The organism is Pseudomonas salicis, from assembly GCF_057128705.1.
In genome coordinates, this window is sequence record NZ_JBSKHU010000002.1 from 739572 (window position 1) to 759389 (window position 19818).

The window sequence follows — 19818 nt, forward strand, 5'->3', positions numbered from 1 at the left end:
ACCGCTTCACGAGAAGGACTTTGAATGGACCGCGTACGCAATCTTCTGGAGCAGATCCAGAGTCGACTCGAAGAATTGAACAAGGCCGAGCGCAAGGTTGCCGAGGTGATTCTGAGCAACCCTCAGCAAGCCACGCGTTTCAGCATTGCGGCGCTGGCCCAGGCGGCCAAGGTCAGCGAGCCGACCGTCAATCGCTTCTGCCGCTCGTTCGACGTCAGCGGCTACCCTGAACTCAAACTGCAACTGGCCCAGAGCCTGGCCAGCGGCGCCGCCTACGTGAGCCGCGCGGTGGAAGCCGACGATAACCCTGAAGCCTATACCCGCAAGATTTTCGCCAGCGCCATCGCGTCCCTCGACAGCGTGTGCCAGGTGCTGGACCCGAACCTGATCAGCAAGGCCGTGGACCTGCTGATTCAGGCGCGGCAGATTCACTTCTTCGGCCTGGGCGCCTCGGCCCCTGTGGCGCTGGATGCGCAGCACAAATTCTTCCGCTTCAACCTGGCCGTGACAGCCCATGCCGACGTACTGGTGCAACGCATGCTGGCGTCGGTGGCGCACACGGGGGAGCTGTTCGTGATCATTTCCTACACCGGCCGCACTCGCGAACTGGTGGAAGTGGCCCGGATCGCTCGCGAGAACGGCGCTTCGGTGCTGGGCCTGACCGCCGCCGGGTCGCCGCTGGCCAAAGCCAGTACGTTGAGCCTGAATATCCCTCTGCCTGAAGACACCGACATTTATATGCCGATGACGTCTCGGATCATTCAGCTGACCGTGCTCGATGTGCTGGCCACCGGCATGACCCTGCGCCGTGGCGTGGATTTCCAGCCGCACCTGCGCAAGATCAAGGAAAGCCTCAATGCCAGCCGGTATCCGGTGGATGATGAGTTGAACTAACGAGCGCGATACGGCCCCGAAGGCCGGGATTGATAAAGACACCCTGTGGGAGCGTCGTTCATCCCACCAAAGTGGCCTGCAAACTCAATCGCGCCTGCTGTCCTGGGGCCAGGCTCAGACAATCATCCACCCCGGACACCGCCTCGACTCTCACAAACCCCGTTGCCTCATGACCTGCCACCCCCAGCAACGGCCGGCTGCCGGGATGCCAGACGACAGTATTGGCGCTGTCGTGGGTGTTGATGTTCAAACGGCGCCGCCATGTGTCGTCGTGCAACTCAACTGAACCGGTGTGCTCGAAAACGCGCTGGCAACTGCCCGAGACGCGCAACTCCCCTTTTTGTTCACAGGCACTGCGACTGAGCTCGTCGTAACCCTGTGCGCCGTCGAGACCTTCCAGTGCCACGTCGGCGATGTCGCTGATGCGCCAGTAAGCGTGCAAGGCATGACCGAACTGGCACGGCTCACTGTCGTCATGTCGGGTTTCCAGACGCAGGTCCATGCGTTGCCCCAATTCAGCATGCAGATCGGCCTGCCAGTCCCACAGGCTCAAGCGCCAGTGCAGCGAAACGCCTTCATCGTGTTCCTGGCTGTCGATCAGCTTCCAGTCGAGCAAACGCCCCCATCCATTGGCGGGCCAGCCGCCCTCTCCCGGATGACGCCCGACCCAAGGCCAACACACCGGCACGCCCCCCCGAATCGCGCCCACCTGCGGCCATTGCGACGCGCACCACAGCCACGGCCTCTGGCCGACTGGCTGAAAATGCAACAACTGTGCGCCTTGGCGACTGAACACGGCATGACAGCGCGGGTGGTTGATCACCAGCACGTCACGCTGCTGATGCCGCTCCCACTGGAAGGTCGGCTGCGGCCGCGTGGCGGTGAAGAAGCGCTGAAGGGGATGTTCGAATGATCCTGTGTCCCTGATCGCCATAACATTCTCGATGGGATAAGTGTGTCCATCTATGGGTTGTGGGAGATCGCGCACGGCCGTATTCAGCGGCGAGCCTTGCAAACGATAAAAAAGCCCCGATTCCGGCGCGAGTACCGCACAAAAAAAACGGGCAGCCAGGCTGCCCGTAAAGCACACACGACCCTTGATCGTTTGTGAAGCACATCAGAGAGCGATGTGCGGAGGAGCGGTCCGCACAGCGATGAAGCGTTTAGAACTTGGATTGAATCTTGATACCTGCGACCAGCGCGTTCTGGACTTCGTCCACACCGCCCGGGCTCTTCACGTATTGCAGGTTGGGACGCACGGTCAGCCAGTCGGTGACGTGTACGCCGTAGTAGATTTCCGAGTTGTATTCGGTCTTCTGGATTGGCAGGTAGTTCGGGTTGTCGTAGTCGTCGATACCGTTGACGGCGTTGACCAGACGACGGTTGTCCTGGGCATCATCGTTGACGTGGATGCGAGCGACACCGATACCGATGTCATCCTTCGGACGGGCATCGAACGGGCCTTTGTAGACGAAACCGATCTGCTGATAGTTGTCGACGAAGTTGGTGGCTTTGTCATGAACGGTCAGGTTACCGAAGATGCTCAGACCACGGGATGCGTCGCCGTTGTGGCTGGTCAGTTGTTGCTGAGCCACGACCCACCAACCGTGCTTGTCCTTGTGGGACTTGAAGTCACCGCCAGCGATGGCTTGTGGCTGGCCGTTGGTGTTTTCGTACAGGTCAGGCGCGCTCGGGTTACTGACGTAGTAGCCCAGACGGTATTCGCCTGGCAGCGAATTGACGGTCGGCGACCACACCACTTCTACCGGCACCACAGTACCTTGGGAACCGCTGCCGCTCAGCTTGAAGCCGTTGCCGGTTTCGAGGTTCGAAGGGTTCTGCTCGTACACACCGATCTGTGCGAACAACTCAGGCGTGATGTTGTATTTCACGCGAGCGGCCCACTGGCTGACAGGCCAGTTGTACCAGGTGTTCACGTAGTTACCGACCTGCGAGCCGCAGAGCGTCAGGTTCTGGAAGTCGCATGGGAAGCTGTTGAAGTCTTCGCCTTCGCCGAAACGACCGACCTTGATGTCCAGGGCGCCGTCGAAGTATTTCTGCTTGACCCACATCTGCGTCAGCCGCCAGGTCTGACCACGGCCCCAGACTTCTTGCGAAGAACTGAGCGTGCCGGCGCGCGGGTCGCCGATACGGTCGTTGGAGATGTTGTTACCGCTACGCTCGGTGATCGCCAGCTTGAATTCCGCATCGTGCCAACCGAGGATTTTTTGCAGGTCCATCTGAACGCCGAACGCGAACTGGTCGCTGTAGCGGCCGGTTCTGTCGTCGTTATAACCGCCATTGAGGTTGGAAGCCGCCTCACCCACGTACTCGATCGGGAAGTCATAACCTTTGTCGTACAGTTCCTGGCGCAGACCGCCCCAGTCGCCCGTCAAGTGCTCGCTTGCCTTGAATGGCTCCATGGCGGAGGCCGTTCCGGACATCGTCAATGCGCTCAAGACTGACAGCCCGCCGATGAGCTGCAGTTGGTTGAGCGATTTGCCTTTTACCTTCTTCATCCCTTAAATCCTCGTTTTATTGTTATTAGCTAAACAGCGTTGTAACCACTTGCTTCGTGTGCCTGCCGGGGCTTTTTTACGGCAGAAATAGCCCCGACAGAGGTGCTCGTTGGCGCAGTGCTCCTGCGCGTGAAATTCAGTTGCGGTTGAGCCGCGTGACGTTGCCCATGCCTTCACTCACCTGTGGCGTCGACAGCGCGCCCAATCGCTCGCCGGTCTTGGCGTCGAACAGCAACACCTTGGACGGATCGAACTGCAGGGTCAGGGTTTCGCCCACCGCTGGCGCCACATCGGGCGCCAGACGGCAGCAGACCTTGCTGTCGTTGAGCGTGACGAACACCAGCGTGTCAGGACCGGTCGGTTCCGTGACTTGCACTTCGGCGCGAATGGTCGGCATCCCTGAGGTTTCACCGGACGCTAGCACGATCTGTTCAGGACGAAGGCCCAGAATCACCTCACGGTCTTCGAGGCCTGCATCGTTGATGTTCATCGGCAACTCGCAACGCGCCTGACCGCTGTCGAGCAGCGCCACCAGACGGCCCTCCTTGCGTTGCAGACGCAGCGGAATGAAGTTCATCGGCGGCGAACCGATGAAGCTGGCGACGAACAGGTTGGCCGGATCGTTGTAAATCTGTTTTGGCGTGCCGAACTGCTGGATGATGCCGTCCTTCATGACCGCCACTTTGTCGCCCAGGGTCATCGCTTCGATCTGGTCATGGGTCACGTAGACCGTGGTGGTTTTCAGGCGCTGGTGCATCAGTTTCATTTCGGTGCGCATCTCGACCCGCAGCTTGGCGTCGAGGTTGGACAGCGGTTCGTCGAACAGATAGATCTTCGGACGACGGGCCAGCGCACGGCCCATGGCCACGCGTTGTTGCTGACCACCGGAGAGTTGACCCGGCTTGCGGTTGAGCAGGTGTTCGATCTGCAGCAGCTTGGCGACACGGCCAACTTCGGCGTCGATGTCGGCCTGGCTCATCTTGCGAATCTTCAGGCCGAACTCGATGTTCTCGCGCACGCTCATGGTCGGGTACAGCGCATAGGACTGGAACACCATCGCGATGTCGCGATCCTTCGGGCTCATGCCGCTGACGTCCTGGTCGCCGATCATGATCGCGCCACCCGTAATGTTTTCCAGGCCCGCGATGCAGTTCATCAGGGTCGACTTACCACAGCCCGAAGGACCGACCAGGATCAGGAATTCGCCATCCTTGATCGACAGTTCGATGTTCTTCAGGGTGTCCGGCAGGCCGGCCCCGTAAGTCTTGTTTACATTGCGAAGTTCGAGCGTTGCCATGATTACCCCTTGACTGCGCCGGCCGTCAGCCCGCGCACGAAATACTTGCCTGCGACCACATAGACCAGCAGGGTCGGCAGACCCGCGATCATCGCCGCCGCCATATCAACGTTGTATTCCTTGACCCCGGTGCTGGTGTTGACCAGGTTGTTCAGCGCCACGGTGATGGGCTGCGAATCACCGCTGGAGAACACCACACCGAACAGGAAGTCGTTCCAGATCTGCGTGAACTGCCAGATCAGGCAGACCATGATGATCGGGGTCGACATCGGCAGAATGATCCGCCGGAAAATGGTGAAGAACCCGGCACCGTCCAGACGCGCCGCCTTGACCAGCGCATCCGGCACACTGACGTAGTAGTTGCGGAAGAACAGCGTGGTGAACGCGAGGCCGTAGACCACGTGAACCAGGACGAGGCCGGTGGTGGTGCTCGCCAAGCCCATTTTCCCGAGGGTGAACGAGGCCGGCAGCAGCACGGTCTGGAACGGCAGGAAGCAGCCGAACAGCAACAGGCCGAAGAACATCTGCGAACCCCGGAAGCGCCACATCGACAGCACGTAGCCGTTCAACGCGCCGATGGCGGTCGAGATCAGTACGGCCGGAACGGTGATCAGGATCGAGTTCAGGAAGTAGCCCTTCACCGTCGCCCAGGCCTTGACCCAGCCAATGGCCGTGACTTCGGCGGGCCAACTCAAGAGGTTGCCGGTGCCGATGTCTTCCGGGGACTTGAAGCTGGTGAGCAGCATGACCACCAGCGGGATCAGGTAGATCAGCACCGCGCCGATCAGCACCGCGTAGATCGCGATGCGGCTCAAACTGATGGAAGGTTTGGCGGCGAGACTAGTCATTGCGCTTGGTCCTCAGCTCGGAATACAGGTAAGGCACGAGGATCGCGAGAATCGCACCGAGCATCAGAATCGCGCTGGCCGAGCCCATCCCCATCTGGCCACGGCTGAAGGTGAACGAGTACATGAACATCGCAGGCAGGTCGGACGAATAGCCCGGGCCACCGGCGGTCATTGCAGCGACCAGGTCGAAGCTCTTGATCGCGATGTGCGCCAAAATCATCACCGCACTGAAGAACACCGGACGCAGGCTTGGCAACACCACTTTCCAGTAGATCTTCGGCATGCTCGCGCCGTCGATCTGCGCGGCACGGATGATCGATTGATCGACGCCCCGCAGGCCCGCCAGGAACATCGCCATGATGAAACCCGACGCTTGCCAGACCGCCGCGATGACGAGGCAGTAGACCACGCGATCCGGGTCGATCAGCCAGTCCAGGCGGAAGCCTTCCCAGCCCCAGTCGCGCAGCAGTTTGTCCAGGCCCATGCCAGGGTTGAGCAGCCATTTCCAGGCCGTACCGGTGACGATCATCGAAAGCGCCATCGGGTACAGGTAAATGGTGCGGATGAAACCTTCGCGACGAATGCGCTGATCGAGAAACACCGCCAGCAACACGCCGACGACCAGGCTGATGCCGATGAACATGCCGCCGAAGACGGCGAGATTCTTGCTCGCGACCCACCAGCGATCGTTGTCGAACAGCCGGGCGTATTGCGCCAGCCCTACGAATTTGTAGGACGGGAGGAAAGTCGAGTTGGTGAACGACAGAACGAACGTCCACAGGATATAGCCGTAAAAGCCCACCAGAACGATGAACATGCTGGGCGCCAGCACCAGTTTGGGTAGCCAGCGCTGCAGTGCATCGAACGGCGAGGCTTTGCTGAACACAGCAACAGAACTCATGGGGAAATCCAGTACAGAAAAGTGAAGATTACGAGCGTGCTCTCTGTAGGAGTGAGCTTGCTCGCGATCAGCTGTGTCAGACACGAATCTGGTGTCTGGTCAAACGCATCGCGAGCAAGCTCACTCCTACAGGGGAGCGGTGATACGAACTATTTAGCCGACTTGATCGCAGCGCCCAGCTTCTTCGCCGCGTCAGCCGGGTCGGCTTTCGGGTCGTTGATGAAGTTGGTCACGACGTCAAAGAACGCGCCTTGAACAGCCAGCGTGGTTGCCATGTTGTGCGCCATGCTCGGTTGCAGGCCGCCGGATTTGGCATCTGCGAGGAAGTCCTTGGCAGCGGTCTGCGCGCAGGAGTCGAAGCCGTACTTGTTCATGTCAGCCAACATGTCGGTCCGAACCGGGATCGAGCCTTTGTTGATGCTGAAGACTTTCTGGAAGTTTTCACCCAACACGACCTTGGCGATGTCCTTCTGACCGGCAGCAGTGCCCGCGTCTTTCTGCTTGAAAACAGCCAGCGAGTCGATGTTGTAGGTGAACGCCTTGTCGGTGCCCGGGAAGGCAACGCACTCGTAATCCTTGCCCGCGACTTTCTTGGCGGCGGTCCATTCGGACTTGGCCCAGTCACCCATGATCTGCATGCCGGCCTTGCCGTTGATGACCTTGGCGGCTTCCAGGTTCCAGTCCTGGCCTTTGCCGTCCGGGTCCATGTAGGTGGCGACTTTCTTCAGCTCGGTGAGCGACTTGACCATTTCAGGACCGGTCAGGGCGCCGTTGTCGAGATCGACCAGGGCTTTCTTGTAACCGTCAGCCCCCATCACCGACAACACGACCGCTTCGAACACGGTGCTGTCCTGCCAAGGCTGACCACCGTGGGCCAGCGGGATGAAGCCGGCTTTCTTCAGCTTGTCGCCCGCGGCGTAGAACTCTTCGAGGGTGGTCGGGGCTTTTTCGATACCGGCTTTCTTGAAGACTTCCGGGTTGATCCACAGCCAGTTCACACGGTGAATGTTCACCGGAACGGCCACGTAATCACCGTCGTACTTCACGGTGTCGGAGACTTTCTTGTCCAGCAGGCTGTCCCACTTCTCTTCTTTGGCGGTGTCTTTCAACACGTCGGTGTCGAGCAGGCCAGTGGACGCCCATTCCTGAATGTCAGGGCCTTTGATCTGGGCAACGCCAGGCGGGTTACCGGCGACGGCGCGGCTTTTCAGCACGGTCATGGCAGTCGAACCGCCACCGCCTGCAACGGCACCGTCTTTCCAGGTGAAACCGTCTTTTTCAACTTGGGCTTTAAGCACATCGACAGCCGCTTTTTCACCGCCGGACGTCCACCAGTGGACAACTTCGACAGTGCCTTTGGAATCGGCGGCCATGGCGCTCAGAGGGAACAACGAGGCGAGAGAAATGAGTGCTGCGAGACGGGAGATCGAATTCATCTATTTGACCTTATTGTTGTTATGCATGAGCAAGTCTTGGTGCTTGCGCTGCATGGATTCTAAACAACGGGTTAGAGCGGACGGTAACGAAGGGATGCGCAAGTGTCACAGGTTGGTGACATTCGAAATAAGGTGAGCGGACGCCAAATCCTGTGGAAGCGAATTTATTCGCGAATCGGTATTTCAGCCGGCACGCATACGCCGACTGTACGGCCCTTTCGCGGATGAGTTCGCTCCCACAGAAATCCGCGTCAACCGGGATTAACGGGATTATTCCACCCCACGCGGCAGGCGCAGGGTCACGCGTAAACCGCCTTCGCGCAGATTCTGCAAACTGACTTCACCGCCATGGCTGTGGGCGATATTGCGGGCAATGCCCAGCCCCAGGCCATAGCCCTGCTGCTGTTTGCCCGCCAGCCGGAAATGCGGCTCGAATACCTGCTCAAGGCGCTGCTCGGGGACGCCGGGGCCTTCGTCTTCGACGTGCAGCACGAACGCATCCGCGTCGTCTTCGATACGCAGATGGGCCTTGTCGCCGTACTTGATGGCGTTGTCGATCAGGTTGCCCATGCAACGTCGCAACGCCAACGGCTTGCCGTAGAACATCGACATGGCCTTGCCTTCGACCGTGACACGCCCGTCGCCATTGGGCGCCAGGTACGGCTCGATCAGGCAATCCAGCGCATGATTGAGGTCAACCGGCTCAATGTTCTCGTGAATGTCGGTGTCCTTCACGCACTGCAGCGCGCCCTTGACCAACAGCTCCAGCTCATCCAGATCGCGGGTGAATTTGACCTGCATCGCTTCATCTTCCAGCAACTCGACCCGCAACCTGAGCCGCGTGATCGGCGTACGTAAATCGTGGGAAATGGCGCTGAACAACTGCCCGCGCTCGGTGAGGTAACGGCTGATGCGATCACGCATGGTGTTGAACGCACGGGTCACCTCGATGACCTCGCTGCCCCCGCCCTCGACGACGGGCTCTACATCTGCACCCAAGGACAGGTCCCGCGCGGCGCGGGCCAAGCGTTTCAGCGGGCCGCTTTGCCAGTGCACAAGCAGGCCGATGAACACCAGCAGGAAAATACTCGTCAGCCCGATGAACCAGACCTGCTGCGACGGAAGGCCCTCTTCCTCCAGCATCGTGTACGGCTCGGGCAGCAGCGAGGCGATGTACAGCCATTCGCCGGGGGACAGCTCGATCTGCGTGACCAGAACCGGCGGATTCACCGGTTCGAGGGTCAACGCGTAGTGCGCCCAGGAGCGCGGCAGTTCATCGAGCTTGAGGCCGCTGTTGAAAATCCGCAGGTCCTCGGGCCGAACGAAGCGGACGAGGATGTCGGGGTCCGCACCGAGGTTCTGCCGCAGCACTTGGCCGACGACGTCAATCACCGCGGTTTTGCGCACGGTCGGCTCCAGCACTTGCATGTCGAGCGGGCGGTCGTTGAGCGAGACGAAGAAGCGCGTGCCGCCCATGCTGCGCAGCTGATCAAGGACCAGCGGGCGAAAGGCGACGGGCAGAGAACGGAAATAACTGACGCTCGCCGACATGGAAAACCCAAGGCTGCGCGCGCTGGTGATCAGGCCTTCCATCTGGGTGGCGCGCAGTTGCGAGAGCCAGATCAAACTCGACAGGGTCTGGGCCAGTAACACCGCCAACAGGGTCAGCAGCAACATGCGTCCCAGCAGCGAGCGCGGGACGGGAAGACGGCGCTTCTTCTCGATCACCATCGCCGGTCAGTAGCCGTTGCTGGCTTGCGGCAACACATTGGCTGCCAACAGATAACCACTGCCTCGCACGGTACGGATCAATCGCGGTGCCTTGCCGGTGTCCCGCAGACGTTGACGCAAACGGCTCACCGCCATGTCCACGATGCGCTCCAGCGGCATCAATTCACGGCCTCGCGTGGCGTTGCCGATAGTGTCGCGGTCGAGGATCTGTTGCGGGTTGTCGAGAAACAGCTTGAGCAGCGCAAAATCGGCGCCCGAGAGAATCACCTCTTCGCCATCGCTGTGGAAAAGGCGATGACTGACCATGTCCAGTCTCCACTCGTCGAACACCAGCACTTCGCCACCCGCGCGCTCCTGACCGAACTGTGCGCGACGCAGCAGTGCCTTGATGCGGGCCTGAAGCTCGCGAGGGCTGAACGGTTTGGCCATGTAGTCGTCAGCGCCGAGCTCCAGACCGATGACACGGTCGGCCTCGTCGGAACTGGCGGTGAGCATGATGATCGGCACATGGGGCTGTCGCGGGTGCTGCCGGACCCAGCGGCACAGGCTGAAGCCGTCTTCGTCGGGTAGCATGACATCGAGAATCAGCAGGTCGCTGGGCTCGTCGTTGAATGCCTGGCGAAACTCCGCGCCATCCCCCACCGTGCGCACCTGAAAACCCGAACGGCTCAGGTAGGCTTGCAGCAGTTCCCGAATCTCCTGGTCATCGTCGACCACCAGAATCGATTTACTGACAGTGTTCACTTTGGTCGTCCTTGTTGGCACTGAAATTATTGTTATAGGGGAGCAGCTGCAAGCTTCGAGCTTCAAGCCTCAAGAAAAAGCAGAGGCGTGCGCAGTCCCACTTGCGGCTTGAAGCTTGAGGCTCAAAGCTGGCTTGCCGCCTGATCCAGTGCCACACCCGCGCCCATCAGGCCCGGGTATTCCGCTGTCACCAGCCAGACCGGCACGTCGTTGAAGTAATCCTTCATCAGCCCTTTTTCCGCCAGCGCCGTGTTGAAGCCGCTCTGCATGAAGAAGTCGACGAAACGCGGGATCACGCCACCGGCGATGTACACGCCGCCACGGCCTCCCACGGTCAACACGTTGTTGCCCGCGACACGGCCCAGGAACACGCAGAACTGCTCCAGCACTGCGCAGGCCACCGGATCGCCTTTGAGCGCCGCAGACGTAATGGCCGCCGGGGATTTCAGCTCGGCATCGATCCCGTCCAGCGCGCAGCTGACCCGATACAGCAGCAACAGACCGGCGCCGCTCAAAATCGTTTCAGCACTGACGTGCTCGTGTTCGGCCATCAGCCGCGTCCACAGCAGCGCTTCGCGCGCGGTGCCGATGGGCAGGTCGACATGACCGCCCTCCCCTGGCACCGCCGTCCAGTGATTTTCGCCGGAGCGAATCAACGTCCCGACCCCCAGACCAGTGCCGGGACCGATCACCACGCGAGCGCCTTTCGGATCGCCCTTGCCGTGGCGCACGGTGAGGTATTCGTCGTCGCGCAGACGGGTCATGCCCAGCGCCATGGCGGTGAAATCGTTGACCATGATCAGGCTGTCGATCTTCAGCGCCGCGCAAAACGCCTGCCGATTGATTTTCCAGTGGCTGTTGGTGAAGTGGAAATCGTCACCGGTCACCGGGCCTGCCACGGCCAGACAGATCGAGCCGACATCGCCCAACTGCAATTCGAGGTCTTCGAGGTAAACCTGCAAGGCCTTTTCGGGACTGGCGTAATCGACCGTCGGGAACACCCGGATCGAGTGCAATTGATCGTCTTCCCATATGGCAAAACGAGCATTCGTGCCGCCGATATCACCCACCATCGCCAATGTCACTTGAGCGTCTCCAGATTCGAAGTAAAGGCGCTGGCGCCCTTCTCTGCCGAGCTGAAGGCCATGCGCATGAAACCGAACAGTTCACGGCCGGTGCCCACGTTATGGGACAAACGTCCGATTGCCGGTTCTCTGGCCGCCAATTCTGCCGGTTCGACGAGAACTTGCAACGTCCCTTTTACGCCATCTACCCGAACGAGGTCCCCCTCTCGGACAAGTGCCAAAGGGCCACCATCTGCGGCTTCGGGGCACACATGGATCGCGGCAGGGATTTTTCCGGACGCGCCGGACATACGCCCATCGGTGATCAGCGCAACCTTGAAACCCCGGTCCTGCAGCACGCCGAGGAACGGCGTCATCTTGTGCAGCTCAGGCATGCCGTTGGAGCGTGGGCCCTGAAAACGCATGACCGCGACGAAGTCGCATTCCAGCTCGCCCGCCTTGAATGCGTCCGCCAGGTCCTGCTGATCTTCGAAAACCTTGGCCGGGGCCTCGACGATTTGATGCTCCAGCGCCACAGCCGACACCTTCATCACGCCGCGCCCGAGGTTGCCTTCCATCACGCGCAGGCCACCCTCCGGGGAAAACGGACGGGCAATCGGTCGCAGAATGTTTTCGTCCAGGCTTTCGACAGGCCCCTCGCGCCAGACCAGCTTGCCATCCTCAAGGAACGGCTCTTGGGTATAGCGACGCAGACCTCGGCCCATCACGGTGTTGACGTCTTCGTGCAGCAGACCGGCGTCAAGCAGTTCGCGAATCAGGAACGACATGCCGCCCGCCGCCTGGAAGTGATTAATGTCGGCTTTGCCGTTCGGGTAGACATGGCTCAGGGTCGGCACGACTTCCGAGAGGTCAGCCATGTCCTGCCAGGTCAATTGAATACCCGCGCACTGAGCAATCGCCGGCATGTGCAGTGTGTGGTTGGTGGAACCGCCGGTCGCGTTCAAGGCAACAATCGAGTTGACCAGCGAACGCTCGTCCACAATTTCCCCTAGAGGGATGAATTCGCCGCTCTGTTTAGTCAGACGCGTCACCTGAAACGCCGCTTCGCGTGTCAGGGCATCGCGCAGTGGCGTGTAGGGATTGACGAAGGAGGCGCCCGGCAAGTGCAGGCCCATGACTTCCATCAGCAACTGGTTGGTGTTGGCGGTGCCATAAAAGGTGCAGGTGCCCGGACCGTGGTACGACTTCATCTCAGAGTCCAGCAGCTCTTCGCGGGTCGCTTTGCCCTCGGCGTAACGCTGCCGTACGTCGGCTTTTTCCTTGTTGGAAATGCCCGACACCATAGGGCCGCCCGGCACGAAGATCGTTGGCAAATGCCCGAAACGCAGGGACCCCATCAGCAGGCCCGGCACAATTTTGTCGCAGATGCCCAGCATCAGCGCCGCGTCGAACATGTTGTGCGACAGCGCGACCGCCGTTGCCATCGCAATGACTTCTCGGCTGGCGATACTCAGTTCCATGCCCGGCTCGCCCTGGGTGACGCCGTCGCACATGGCCGGCACGCCGCCCGCGAACTGACCGACGGAGCCGATTTCGCGCAAGGCTTTTTTGATCTGTTCAGGGAAATGTTCGTAAGGCTGATGCGCCGACAGCATGTCGTTGTAGGCCGACACGATGGCCACGTTGGCCGCGTTCATCATCCGCAAGCTGTGTTTGTCTTCGGTGCCGCACGCGGCCACGCCGTGGGCGAAGTTGGCACATTGCAGTTTGCCGCGCATCGGGCCGTCGCTCGCCGCGCCCCGGATCATTTGCAGATAGCGCTGACGGGTTTCACGGCTGCGGGCGATCAGCCGTTCGGTTACCTCAAGGACGCGGGGATGCATTGTGATGAACTCCAGGCTAGCGGATGGGTCACCCGTTCAGGCGCTTTCAAAAACCGGCTATCGAATCATGGCCCAAGAGAAACGCTTCAGCAAAGGCTAGACTTTTCAGACAGTTGTGTGGGCTCGACGGGTTTCTATTTGTAGATAAAACAAAATACTGCCACTAAAAAGGCTTGTTTTCTATTTTTATGAGAATAATCTTGTAATTCCAACAACAAATTCACTGAGGACGGGTGTATGACTCTCCGCATCGCAATCAACGGTTTTGGCCGCATCGGCCGCAACGTCTTACGTGCACTCTATACCCAAGGCTATCGTCAGGATTTGCAGGTCGTCGCCATCAATGACTTGGGCGACAGCGAGATCAACGCCCATCTTCTGAAGTTCGACACCGTGCACGGTCCGTTCGACGCGACCGTCGAGCACGACAAGGAAAGCATCACCGTGAATGGTGACCGTATTTCGGTCAGCGCCATTCGCAACCCGGCCGAGCTGCCGTGGAAATCGGAAAAGATCGACGTGGTGTTCGAATGCACCGGTCTGTTCACCGATCGCAACAAGGCGGGGGCTCACATCACCGCAGGCGCAAAAAAGGTCATCATCTCGGCACCGGCCAAAGGCGCTGACGCGACCGTCGTGTACGGCGTCAACCACGACGTGCTGCGCCAGTCTCACGAAGTCATCTCCAACGCATCGTGCACCACCAACTGCCTGGCGCCGGTCGCACAGGTGCTGAACCGTGAGCTGGGCATCGAGAGCGGTTTGATGACCACTATTCACGCCTACACCAACGACCAGAACCTGATCGACGTCTATCACACCGACCCGTACCGCGCGCGTTCGGCCACGCAGTCGATGATCCCGAGCAAAACCGGCGCTGCCGAGGCCGTCGGCCTGGTGCTGCCGGAACTGGCGGGCAAACTGACCGGCATGGCGGTGCGTGTACCGGTGATCAACGTGTCGCTGGTGGACCTGACCATTCAATTGAAGCGCGATACGACGGCAGATGAAGTCAACGCGATCATGAAAGAAGCGGCCAAGCACTCGAAAATCCTCGGCTACAACACCCTGCCGCTAGTATCCCACGACTTCAACCACAACCCGCTGTCGTCGATTTTCGACGCCAATCACACCAAAGTGAGTGGTCGCTTGCTGAAAGTGCTGGCCTGGTACGACAACGAATGGGGCTTCTCCAACCGCATGTTGGACAACTGCCTGGCGTTGATGAACGCGGAGTGACAGTTGCGCCAGCTTCATGGCTGCTGGCGCGTTTGACAGTGTAGGAGTGAGCTTGCTCGCGATGGCGATGTGTCAGTGATGTCCCAATGTCCGACCTGACGCCATCGCGAGCAAGCTCACTCCTACAACGGTTTGTGCACACTTCTGATTTACACCATCTTTGCACCTCACCGCCTTGACCTAAGCAGCAGATGACAATCATTATCATTCGCTGAATTTCTGGTCGGGTATCCCCGTGAGTCAGTCGCACTTCAATGCCGTTTTCCTTGCGAGGCGAACGATCCTCCTGCGCACCCTGCAACGCATGGTACGCAACCCCAGCACCGCCGAAGACCTGCTACAGGAAACCTATTTGCGGGTGACCCGTGCACTCGGCGAGCGCGCCATCGATCACCTCGAACCCTTCGTGTTCCAGACTGCCCGCAACCTGGCGCTGGACCATCTGCGTGCACGACGCATTCACGCACGCACCATGGTCGACGATGCACCACTGTCCGAACTCCACAACGTTGTCGCTCCCAACCCCACGCTGGAGGACGCCGCCCACGCCAATCGGCTGCTGCAGAGCCTCAACGCAAGCCTTGAAAAGCTCACCCCACGCCAGCAGAAAATCTTCACCCTGAGCCGACTCAACGGTTGCAGTTATCTGGAGATCGCTGAGCAACTGGGCGTGTCGGCCAGTACCGTACAAAAGGAACTCAAGCTGATCATGGCGATTTGCCTCGGGGTGGCAGCCCGGCTTGAACGTTGATGAGAGCGGCTTGATCCATAATCGATAAGAAACCGGCGGCAGCGAACTCACATCTCGCTACACTCCCGCCCTTGACCGTGCTTCACACCCTGTAGCCGAGGACGCTCCTTGACGGACTCTCACTCACCTGGCCCTGTGACCGACAGCGCCATGGATCAGGCCTTGAACTGGCTGATCGAACTGGAAACCGCCGACACCCAGCAACGGGCGCGCTTCCAGGACTGGCTGGCGGCCGACCCTGCCCATGGCGAAGCCTTTGCCAAGGCCGAGGCTGTCTGGAACTCCCAGCCGGTGCTTGAGGCAGCTGTCACACTGGCCACGCCGAAAAAACCATCGGCGCTGCGCCGTCTGCGTCCGCACTGGGTGCCATTGGCGGCTGCGGCCATCGTGCTGCTCGGACTTTTCAACTTCAGCGACTTGCCGTTGCGGCTCAAGGCTGATCACCTGACCGTGGCCGGAGAACGCCAGCGGCTGGAGCTTGGCGACGGTTCGAAGGTGCTACTCAATACCAGATCTGCGTTCTCAAGCGAGCTGGATGATCGGCAACGTGTTGCACGGCTTTACGAGGGCGAGGCGTTCTTTGAAGTGCCTACAGCGAAAGGCCTGCCGTTGGAAGTCGAGGCCGGTCCAGTGCGCATGAGCGCCAGCAGCACGTCATTTGCCGTGCGGTATCTGGATGGCGTGGCGCAGATTCAGGTCGAGCGCGGCGCGGTGAACGTGCAGGCCACCCTAGGCACGTCGCATGTCAGTCTGAACGCGGGTGACAGTTTGCGCATTGGGCCTGAAGGCTTCGGTCATCGCGAAAAGCTCGACCAGAACAAAGACCTGGCGTGGGTGAAGGGTCGGCTGATTTTCGATAACTGCCCGCTCAAGGAAGTGTTGGCCGAGCTGCGGCGCTATTACCCCGGCTGGATCGTCAACACCAACACGCAACTGGATCAGGTCGTCGTGACCGGCAATTACCGGCTGGACAACCCCCTCGACGTCGTGCGCTCACTGGCGCAAATCACCTCGGCGCGATTGCACGAGCTGCCTGCGGTGGTGATTCTCAATTGAGAATAATTATTTTTACGCGATAGCTGTCTGTCGTACGTCTCGTTATAGCCAATGCAAGTGATTCCTATTCCTAAAGCACTTGCCAACACTACAACGACCCGCATGACAGGGAGCGCTATCGATGCCGTCCACGTTCACCCCCGCCCCATCTGACTCGCCCAGGACCACCCGCCACTTCACCTCTTCGCTGCTGACCGTAGCGATTTTCACCGCCGGGCTGCACGCCGCGCCGGTTGCCGCTGCCGAGCAGCCTGCCCGCGTCGCGGGCAACTACGCGTTCTCGATCAAACAGCAACCGCTGGTGTCGGCGCTCAACGAATTCAGCAAGACCACGGGCTGGCAAGTCGGCATGTCGTCGGACCTGGCGAAGAACGTCACCTCGCCCGGCGTCAGCGGCACGATGTCGGCAGAAATAGCGCTGGAGCGTTTGCTCGCGGGAAGCAACCTCAGCTACCGCAACCTGGGCAACAACAATGTTGTGCTGGAGAAGCGCAACACCGCAGGCGCACTGGCGCTGGAGCAGGTCACCGTCAGCGCGACCCGTCAGGCCCAATCGGTGGATTCCGTCCCCAGCACCGTCACCGTGCACGATCGCGCTGAACTGGATCGGCAGAACGTCAACAGCATTCGCGATCTGGTGCGGCATGAGCCGGGCGTTTCCGTAGGCGGCGCTGGTCAGCGCGCGGGCACCAGCGGCTTCAACATTCGCGGCATCGATGGCGACCGGATTCTGACCCAGGTCGATGGCGTCGAAGTCCCGGACAATTATTTCTCCGGCCCGTACGCCAACACGCATCGCAATTACGTCGATCCGGAAATCGTCAAACGCGTTGAAATCCTGCGCGGCCCGGCGTCGGCCCTGTACGGCAGCAGCGCCATCGGCGGCGCTGTCAGCTATTACACCCTCGACCCGGAAGACATCATCAAACCGGGCAAGGACGTCGGCGCACGCTTGAAGACCGGTTACAGCTCGGCGGACAACAGTTGGTTGAACTCGGCGACCGTCGCAGGCCGCGAAGGTGATTTCGACGCCATGCTGCACGTCAGCCAGCGCAACGGCCGTGAAACTGAATCCTACGGCGAGCATGGCGGCACAGGCCTGAATCGCACCGCCGCCAACCCGGAAGACGTTCGCGCCACCAACGTGCTGGCCAAGCTGGGCTGGGACTATGGGGATAACGACCGACTGGCGTTCACCTACGAGAAATACAAGGACGACACCCATACCAATCAGAAGAGTGCGGTGGGCGGGCCGTTCATTCCTGGCTTTGGCGCATCCGGCATGTACAGAAGCCGCGAAGGCAACGACGTGATCACGCGTGAGCGCTTCGGTCTGGAAAACACCTTCGCGCTGGACAGCGTGCTGGTCGACAACGTGAAGTGGACCCTGAACTACCAGATCGCCAAGACCGATCAGGACACGATCGAGCGCTATGTGCCGGGCAGCCGCGACGTCTGGCGTACCCGCGACACCACGTATAAAGAACGCCAGTGGATTTTCGACGCACAGCTCGATAAGGCGTTCACCCTCGCCGACACCGATCACCTGCTGACGTACGGCACCACGATCAAGCAGCAGAAAGTCACCGGCAGCCGCAGCGGCACCGCGACCTGCGCTGCCGTGCTGGGCACCTGCCGCAGCATCGGTGCCCCGAGCCCGACTGCGTCTGACAGCCTGGCGCCTAACAGCGACTTCCCGGACCCGACCGTAAATACCTACGCCCTGTTCGCCCAGGACCAGATCAAATGGGGCGACTGGACCTTCACGCCGGGCGCGCGTTACGACTACACCACGCTCAACCCCCATGCGACCGAGGAGTTCCTGCGTGCCGTCAGCCTGACCAGCGCTGACCAGTTCAACGACAAAGAGAAGAAATGGCATCGTCTGTCGCCAAAACTGGGCGTGACCTATGCGATCAACGACGCCTACACCTGGTACGGCCAGTACGCCGAAGGTTTCCGCACACCGAGCGCCAAGGCGTTGTACGGCCGCTTCGAAAACCGCACGACGGGCTACATCGTCGAGCCGAACCCCAACCTTGAGCCGGAGAAGAGCCGCAGCTATGAAACCGGCCTGCGCGGTCGCTTCGATCAGGGCACCTTCGACGTGGCGATGTTCTACAACAAATACCGCGACTTCATTAATGAAGACGCCATCCAGCCTGCGTCGTCGAACAACGCGGTGTTCAAGTCCAACAACATCAAACACGCCACCATCAAGGGCGTGGAGGTGAAAGGCCGTCTGAACCTCGATTCGTTCGGCGCGCCGCAAGGCCTCTACACCCAAGGCTCGCTGGCGTATCTGCATGGCCGTAACGACGACACCGGTCAGCCGATCAACAGCGTCAACCCGCTGACCGGCGTGTTCGGTCTGGGTTACGACCGCGAGAACTACGGTGGTTTGCTGAGCTGGACGCTGGTCAAGCGCAAGACCCGGGTGGACGACAGCAACTTCCATGCACCGGACGGCTCGTCGAGCCAGTTCAAAACGCCAGGCTTCGGTTTGGTGGACCTGACCGGTTTCTACAAAGTGACCGACGACGTGACCGTCAGCGGCGGCCTGTACAACCTGGCGGACAAGAAATACTGGCTCTGGGATGACGTGCGCGGTTACGACGGTGTGGGTGAAGCCGCTGTCACGCAACCGGCGAATCTGGATCGTCTGACCCAACCGGGCCGTAACTTCGCGATCAACGTGGTGTGGGATATCTGACAGATACGCACGCTCTGTGGGAGCCGCCTTGCTGCTGGCCGGCTCCCACAACTCGTCTTTTTTACGCTTTGGACTGTTTCAACCGTCTCGTCTACATGCGCCACTTTTTCCAAGGAAGACACCATGTCTCAAGACCCGATTCGTCGCTCACAGCGTCTGAACCAGATCACTCACGCCCCTCACGAGCAACTGGACAGGGCCGTCAAAGCCAACGCGCCGTTCGACACCCTGGCCAGCTACACCCGTTTCTTGAGTGCTCAGTACCTGTTTCAACAGGAACTCAAGGCGCTGTACACCGCCCCGCAACTGATCGAGCTGATCGCCGACCTGCCCGAACGTTGCCGCGCCGAACAGGCCAAGGCGGATCTTGATGATCTCGACACGCCCCTCCCTGGCCCCGTGGCAGGTGCGGTCGATGGCCCATCGCAAGCCGAAGCCTTGGGCTGGCTGTTTGTGTCTGAAGGCTCAAAGCTGGGCGCGGCGTTCCTGATCAAGCGCGCCACCGCTCTGAACCTCAGCGAAACCTTCGGCGCTCGTCATTTGAGCGAACCGGTCGGGGGCCGCGCCGAAGGCTGGAAACGCTTCGTCCGCATCCTTGATGATCTGTCGTTCAGCGAAGAGCAGGAACGCCAGATCGACCAGGGCGCTATCGCAGCGTTCGAGCGCTTCAACGTGCTGCTGAACCATGCCTATACGTCGGCTGCCGAAACCCAACCTGCCTGAAACGAAGCGTTTGCCGCCCAGCGCTGTTAAGCTGGGCGCCTTTTCGAGGACCACCTCC

The 19818-nt window shown here is 60.2% G+C and carries 16 protein-coding genes; 6 read left to right on the top strand and 10 right to left on the bottom strand.

Going from position 1 to position 19818, the window contains the following annotated elements; all coding sequences use genetic code 11:
* Positions 1-24: 24 nt before the first annotated feature.
* On the top strand, positions 25-894 hold the full coding sequence (locus ACWKWE_RS09610) for a MurR/RpiR family transcriptional regulator (RefSeq protein ID WP_166596430.1): 870 nt from the start codon (positions 25-27) through the stop codon (positions 892-894).
* Positions 895-952: 58 nt separating this feature from the next.
* On the opposite strand, the gene ACWKWE_RS09615 is transcribed toward ACWKWE_RS09610, so the two are convergent.
* The 10 genes from ACWKWE_RS09615 to edd form a co-directional block, all read right to left on the bottom strand.
* Entirely contained in the window at positions 953-1828 is an 876-nt protein-coding gene (locus ACWKWE_RS09615) for a D-hexose-6-phosphate mutarotase (protein ID WP_483850354.1), read from the bottom strand.
* 229 nt (positions 1829-2057) lie between these two features.
* A complete protein-coding gene (locus ACWKWE_RS09620; protein WP_166596428.1) occupies positions 2058-3413 on the bottom strand; it encodes a carbohydrate porin in 1356 nt (451 codons plus the stop codon).
* Positions 3414-3549: 136 nt separating this feature from the next.
* Complete coding sequence (locus tag ACWKWE_RS09625) at positions 3550-4710, bottom strand: ABC transporter ATP-binding protein (RefSeq protein ID WP_166596427.1); 1161 nt, start codon at positions 4708-4710, stop codon at positions 3550-3552.
* A gap of 2 nt (positions 4711-4712) precedes the next feature.
* Positions 4713-5558 carry a carbohydrate ABC transporter permease gene (locus tag ACWKWE_RS09630; RefSeq protein ID WP_483850355.1) on the bottom strand — a complete coding sequence of 282 codons (846 nt, stop codon included), beginning with the start codon at positions 5556-5558 and terminating at the stop codon, positions 4713-4715.
* Positions 5551-6459: a carbohydrate ABC transporter permease gene (locus tag ACWKWE_RS09635; RefSeq protein ID WP_110946572.1), complete on the bottom strand. Its 909-nt coding sequence runs from the start codon at positions 6457-6459 to the stop codon at positions 5551-5553. Before ACWKWE_RS09635 ends, ACWKWE_RS09630 begins: the two co-directional genes overlap by 8 nt.
* A gap of 149 nt (positions 6460-6608) precedes the next feature.
* Complete coding sequence (locus ACWKWE_RS09640; protein ID WP_401150105.1) at positions 6609-7895, bottom strand: ABC transporter substrate-binding protein; 1287 nt, start codon at positions 7893-7895, stop codon at positions 6609-6611.
* A gap of 270 nt (positions 7896-8165) precedes the next feature.
* The gene (locus ACWKWE_RS09645) at positions 8166-9626 is read right to left on the bottom strand and encodes an ATP-binding protein (protein WP_483850356.1); all 1461 of its coding nucleotides are present in this window, start codon (positions 9624-9626) and stop codon (positions 8166-8168) included.
* 6 nt (positions 9627-9632) lie between these two features.
* Positions 9633-10370: a response regulator gene (locus ACWKWE_RS09650; RefSeq protein WP_341962257.1), complete on the bottom strand. Its 738-nt coding sequence runs from the start codon at positions 10368-10370 to the stop codon at positions 9633-9635.
* A gap of 122 nt (positions 10371-10492) precedes the next feature.
* Complete coding sequence (locus ACWKWE_RS09655) at positions 10493-11455, bottom strand: glucokinase (protein WP_341962256.1); 963 nt, start codon at positions 11453-11455, stop codon at positions 10493-10495.
* Positions 11452-13278: a phosphogluconate dehydratase gene (gene edd / locus ACWKWE_RS09660; RefSeq protein ID WP_341962255.1), complete on the bottom strand. Its 1827-nt coding sequence runs from the start codon at positions 13276-13278 to the stop codon at positions 11452-11454. Before edd ends, ACWKWE_RS09655 begins: the two co-directional genes overlap by 4 nt.
* A gap of 237 nt (positions 13279-13515) precedes the next feature.
* On the opposite strand from edd, the gene gap reads away from it, so the two are divergent.
* The 5 genes from gap (at position 13516) to ACWKWE_RS09685 (ending at position 19760) form a co-directional block, all read left to right on the top strand.
* On the top strand, positions 13516-14517 hold the full coding sequence (gene gap / locus ACWKWE_RS09665) for a type I glyceraldehyde-3-phosphate dehydrogenase (RefSeq protein WP_483850357.1): 1002 nt from the start codon (positions 13516-13518) through the stop codon (positions 14515-14517).
* A 235-nt stretch (positions 14518-14752) separates the two neighbouring features.
* Positions 14753-15268: an RNA polymerase sigma factor gene (locus ACWKWE_RS09670; RefSeq protein ID WP_483850358.1), complete on the top strand. Its 516-nt coding sequence runs from the start codon at positions 14753-14755 to the stop codon at positions 15266-15268.
* A 150-nt stretch (positions 15269-15418) separates the two neighbouring features.
* Entirely contained in the window at positions 15419-16324 is a 906-nt protein-coding gene (locus tag ACWKWE_RS09675; protein WP_166596590.1) for a FecR family protein, read from the top strand.
* Positions 16325-16445: 121 nt separating this feature from the next.
* Positions 16446-19037, top strand: a complete 2592-nt coding sequence (locus ACWKWE_RS09680; RefSeq protein ID WP_483850359.1) for a TonB-dependent receptor — start codon at positions 16446-16448, stop codon at positions 19035-19037.
* A gap of 123 nt (positions 19038-19160) precedes the next feature.
* Positions 19161-19760, top strand: coding sequence for a biliverdin-producing heme oxygenase (locus tag ACWKWE_RS09685; RefSeq protein WP_166596417.1), 600 nt, complete (start codon positions 19161-19163; stop codon positions 19758-19760).
* Positions 19761-19818 lie beyond the last annotated feature (58 nt).

Excerpts from the sequence above, each read along its gene's own strand:
- ACWKWE_RS09685 (WP_166596417.1), top strand. The coding sequence starts at position 19,161 with ATGTCTCAAGACCCGATTCGTCGCTCACAGCGTCTGAACCAGATCACT.
- ACWKWE_RS09675 (WP_166596590.1), top strand. The coding sequence starts at position 15,419 with ATGGATCAGGCCTTGAACTGGCTGATCGAACTGGAAACCGCCGACACC.
- edd (WP_341962255.1), bottom strand. The coding sequence starts at position 13,278 with ATGCATCCCCGCGTCCTTGAGGTAACCGAACGGCTGATCGCCCGCAGC.
- ACWKWE_RS09615 (WP_483850354.1), bottom strand. The coding sequence starts at position 1,828 with ATGGCGATCAGGGACACAGGATCATTCGAACATCCCCTTCAGCGCTTC.
- ACWKWE_RS09680 (WP_483850359.1), top strand. The coding sequence starts at position 16,446 with ATGCCGTCCACGTTCACCCCCGCCCCATCTGACTCGCCCAGGACCACC.
- ACWKWE_RS09625 (WP_166596427.1), bottom strand. The coding sequence starts at position 4,710 with ATGGCAACGCTCGAACTTCGCAATGTAAACAAGACTTACGGGGCCGGC.
- ACWKWE_RS09635 (WP_110946572.1), bottom strand. The coding sequence starts at position 6,459 with ATGAGTTCTGTTGCTGTGTTCAGCAAAGCCTCGCCGTTCGATGCACTG.
- gap (WP_483850357.1), top strand. The coding sequence starts at position 13,516 with ATGACTCTCCGCATCGCAATCAACGGTTTTGGCCGCATCGGCCGCAAC.
- ACWKWE_RS09640 (WP_401150105.1), bottom strand. The coding sequence starts at position 7,895 with ATGAATTCGATCTCCCGTCTCGCAGCACTCATTTCTCTCGCCTCGTTG.
- ACWKWE_RS09620 (WP_166596428.1), bottom strand. The coding sequence starts at position 3,413 with ATGAAGAAGGTAAAAGGCAAATCGCTCAACCAACTGCAGCTCATCGGC.
- ACWKWE_RS09630 (WP_483850355.1), bottom strand. The coding sequence starts at position 5,558 with ATGACTAGTCTCGCCGCCAAACCTTCCATCAGTTTGAGCCGCATCGCG.
- ACWKWE_RS09610 (WP_166596430.1), top strand. The coding sequence starts at position 25 with ATGGACCGCGTACGCAATCTTCTGGAGCAGATCCAGAGTCGACTCGAA.
- ACWKWE_RS09645 (WP_483850356.1), bottom strand. The coding sequence starts at position 9,626 with ATGGTGATCGAGAAGAAGCGCCGTCTTCCCGTCCCGCGCTCGCTGCTG.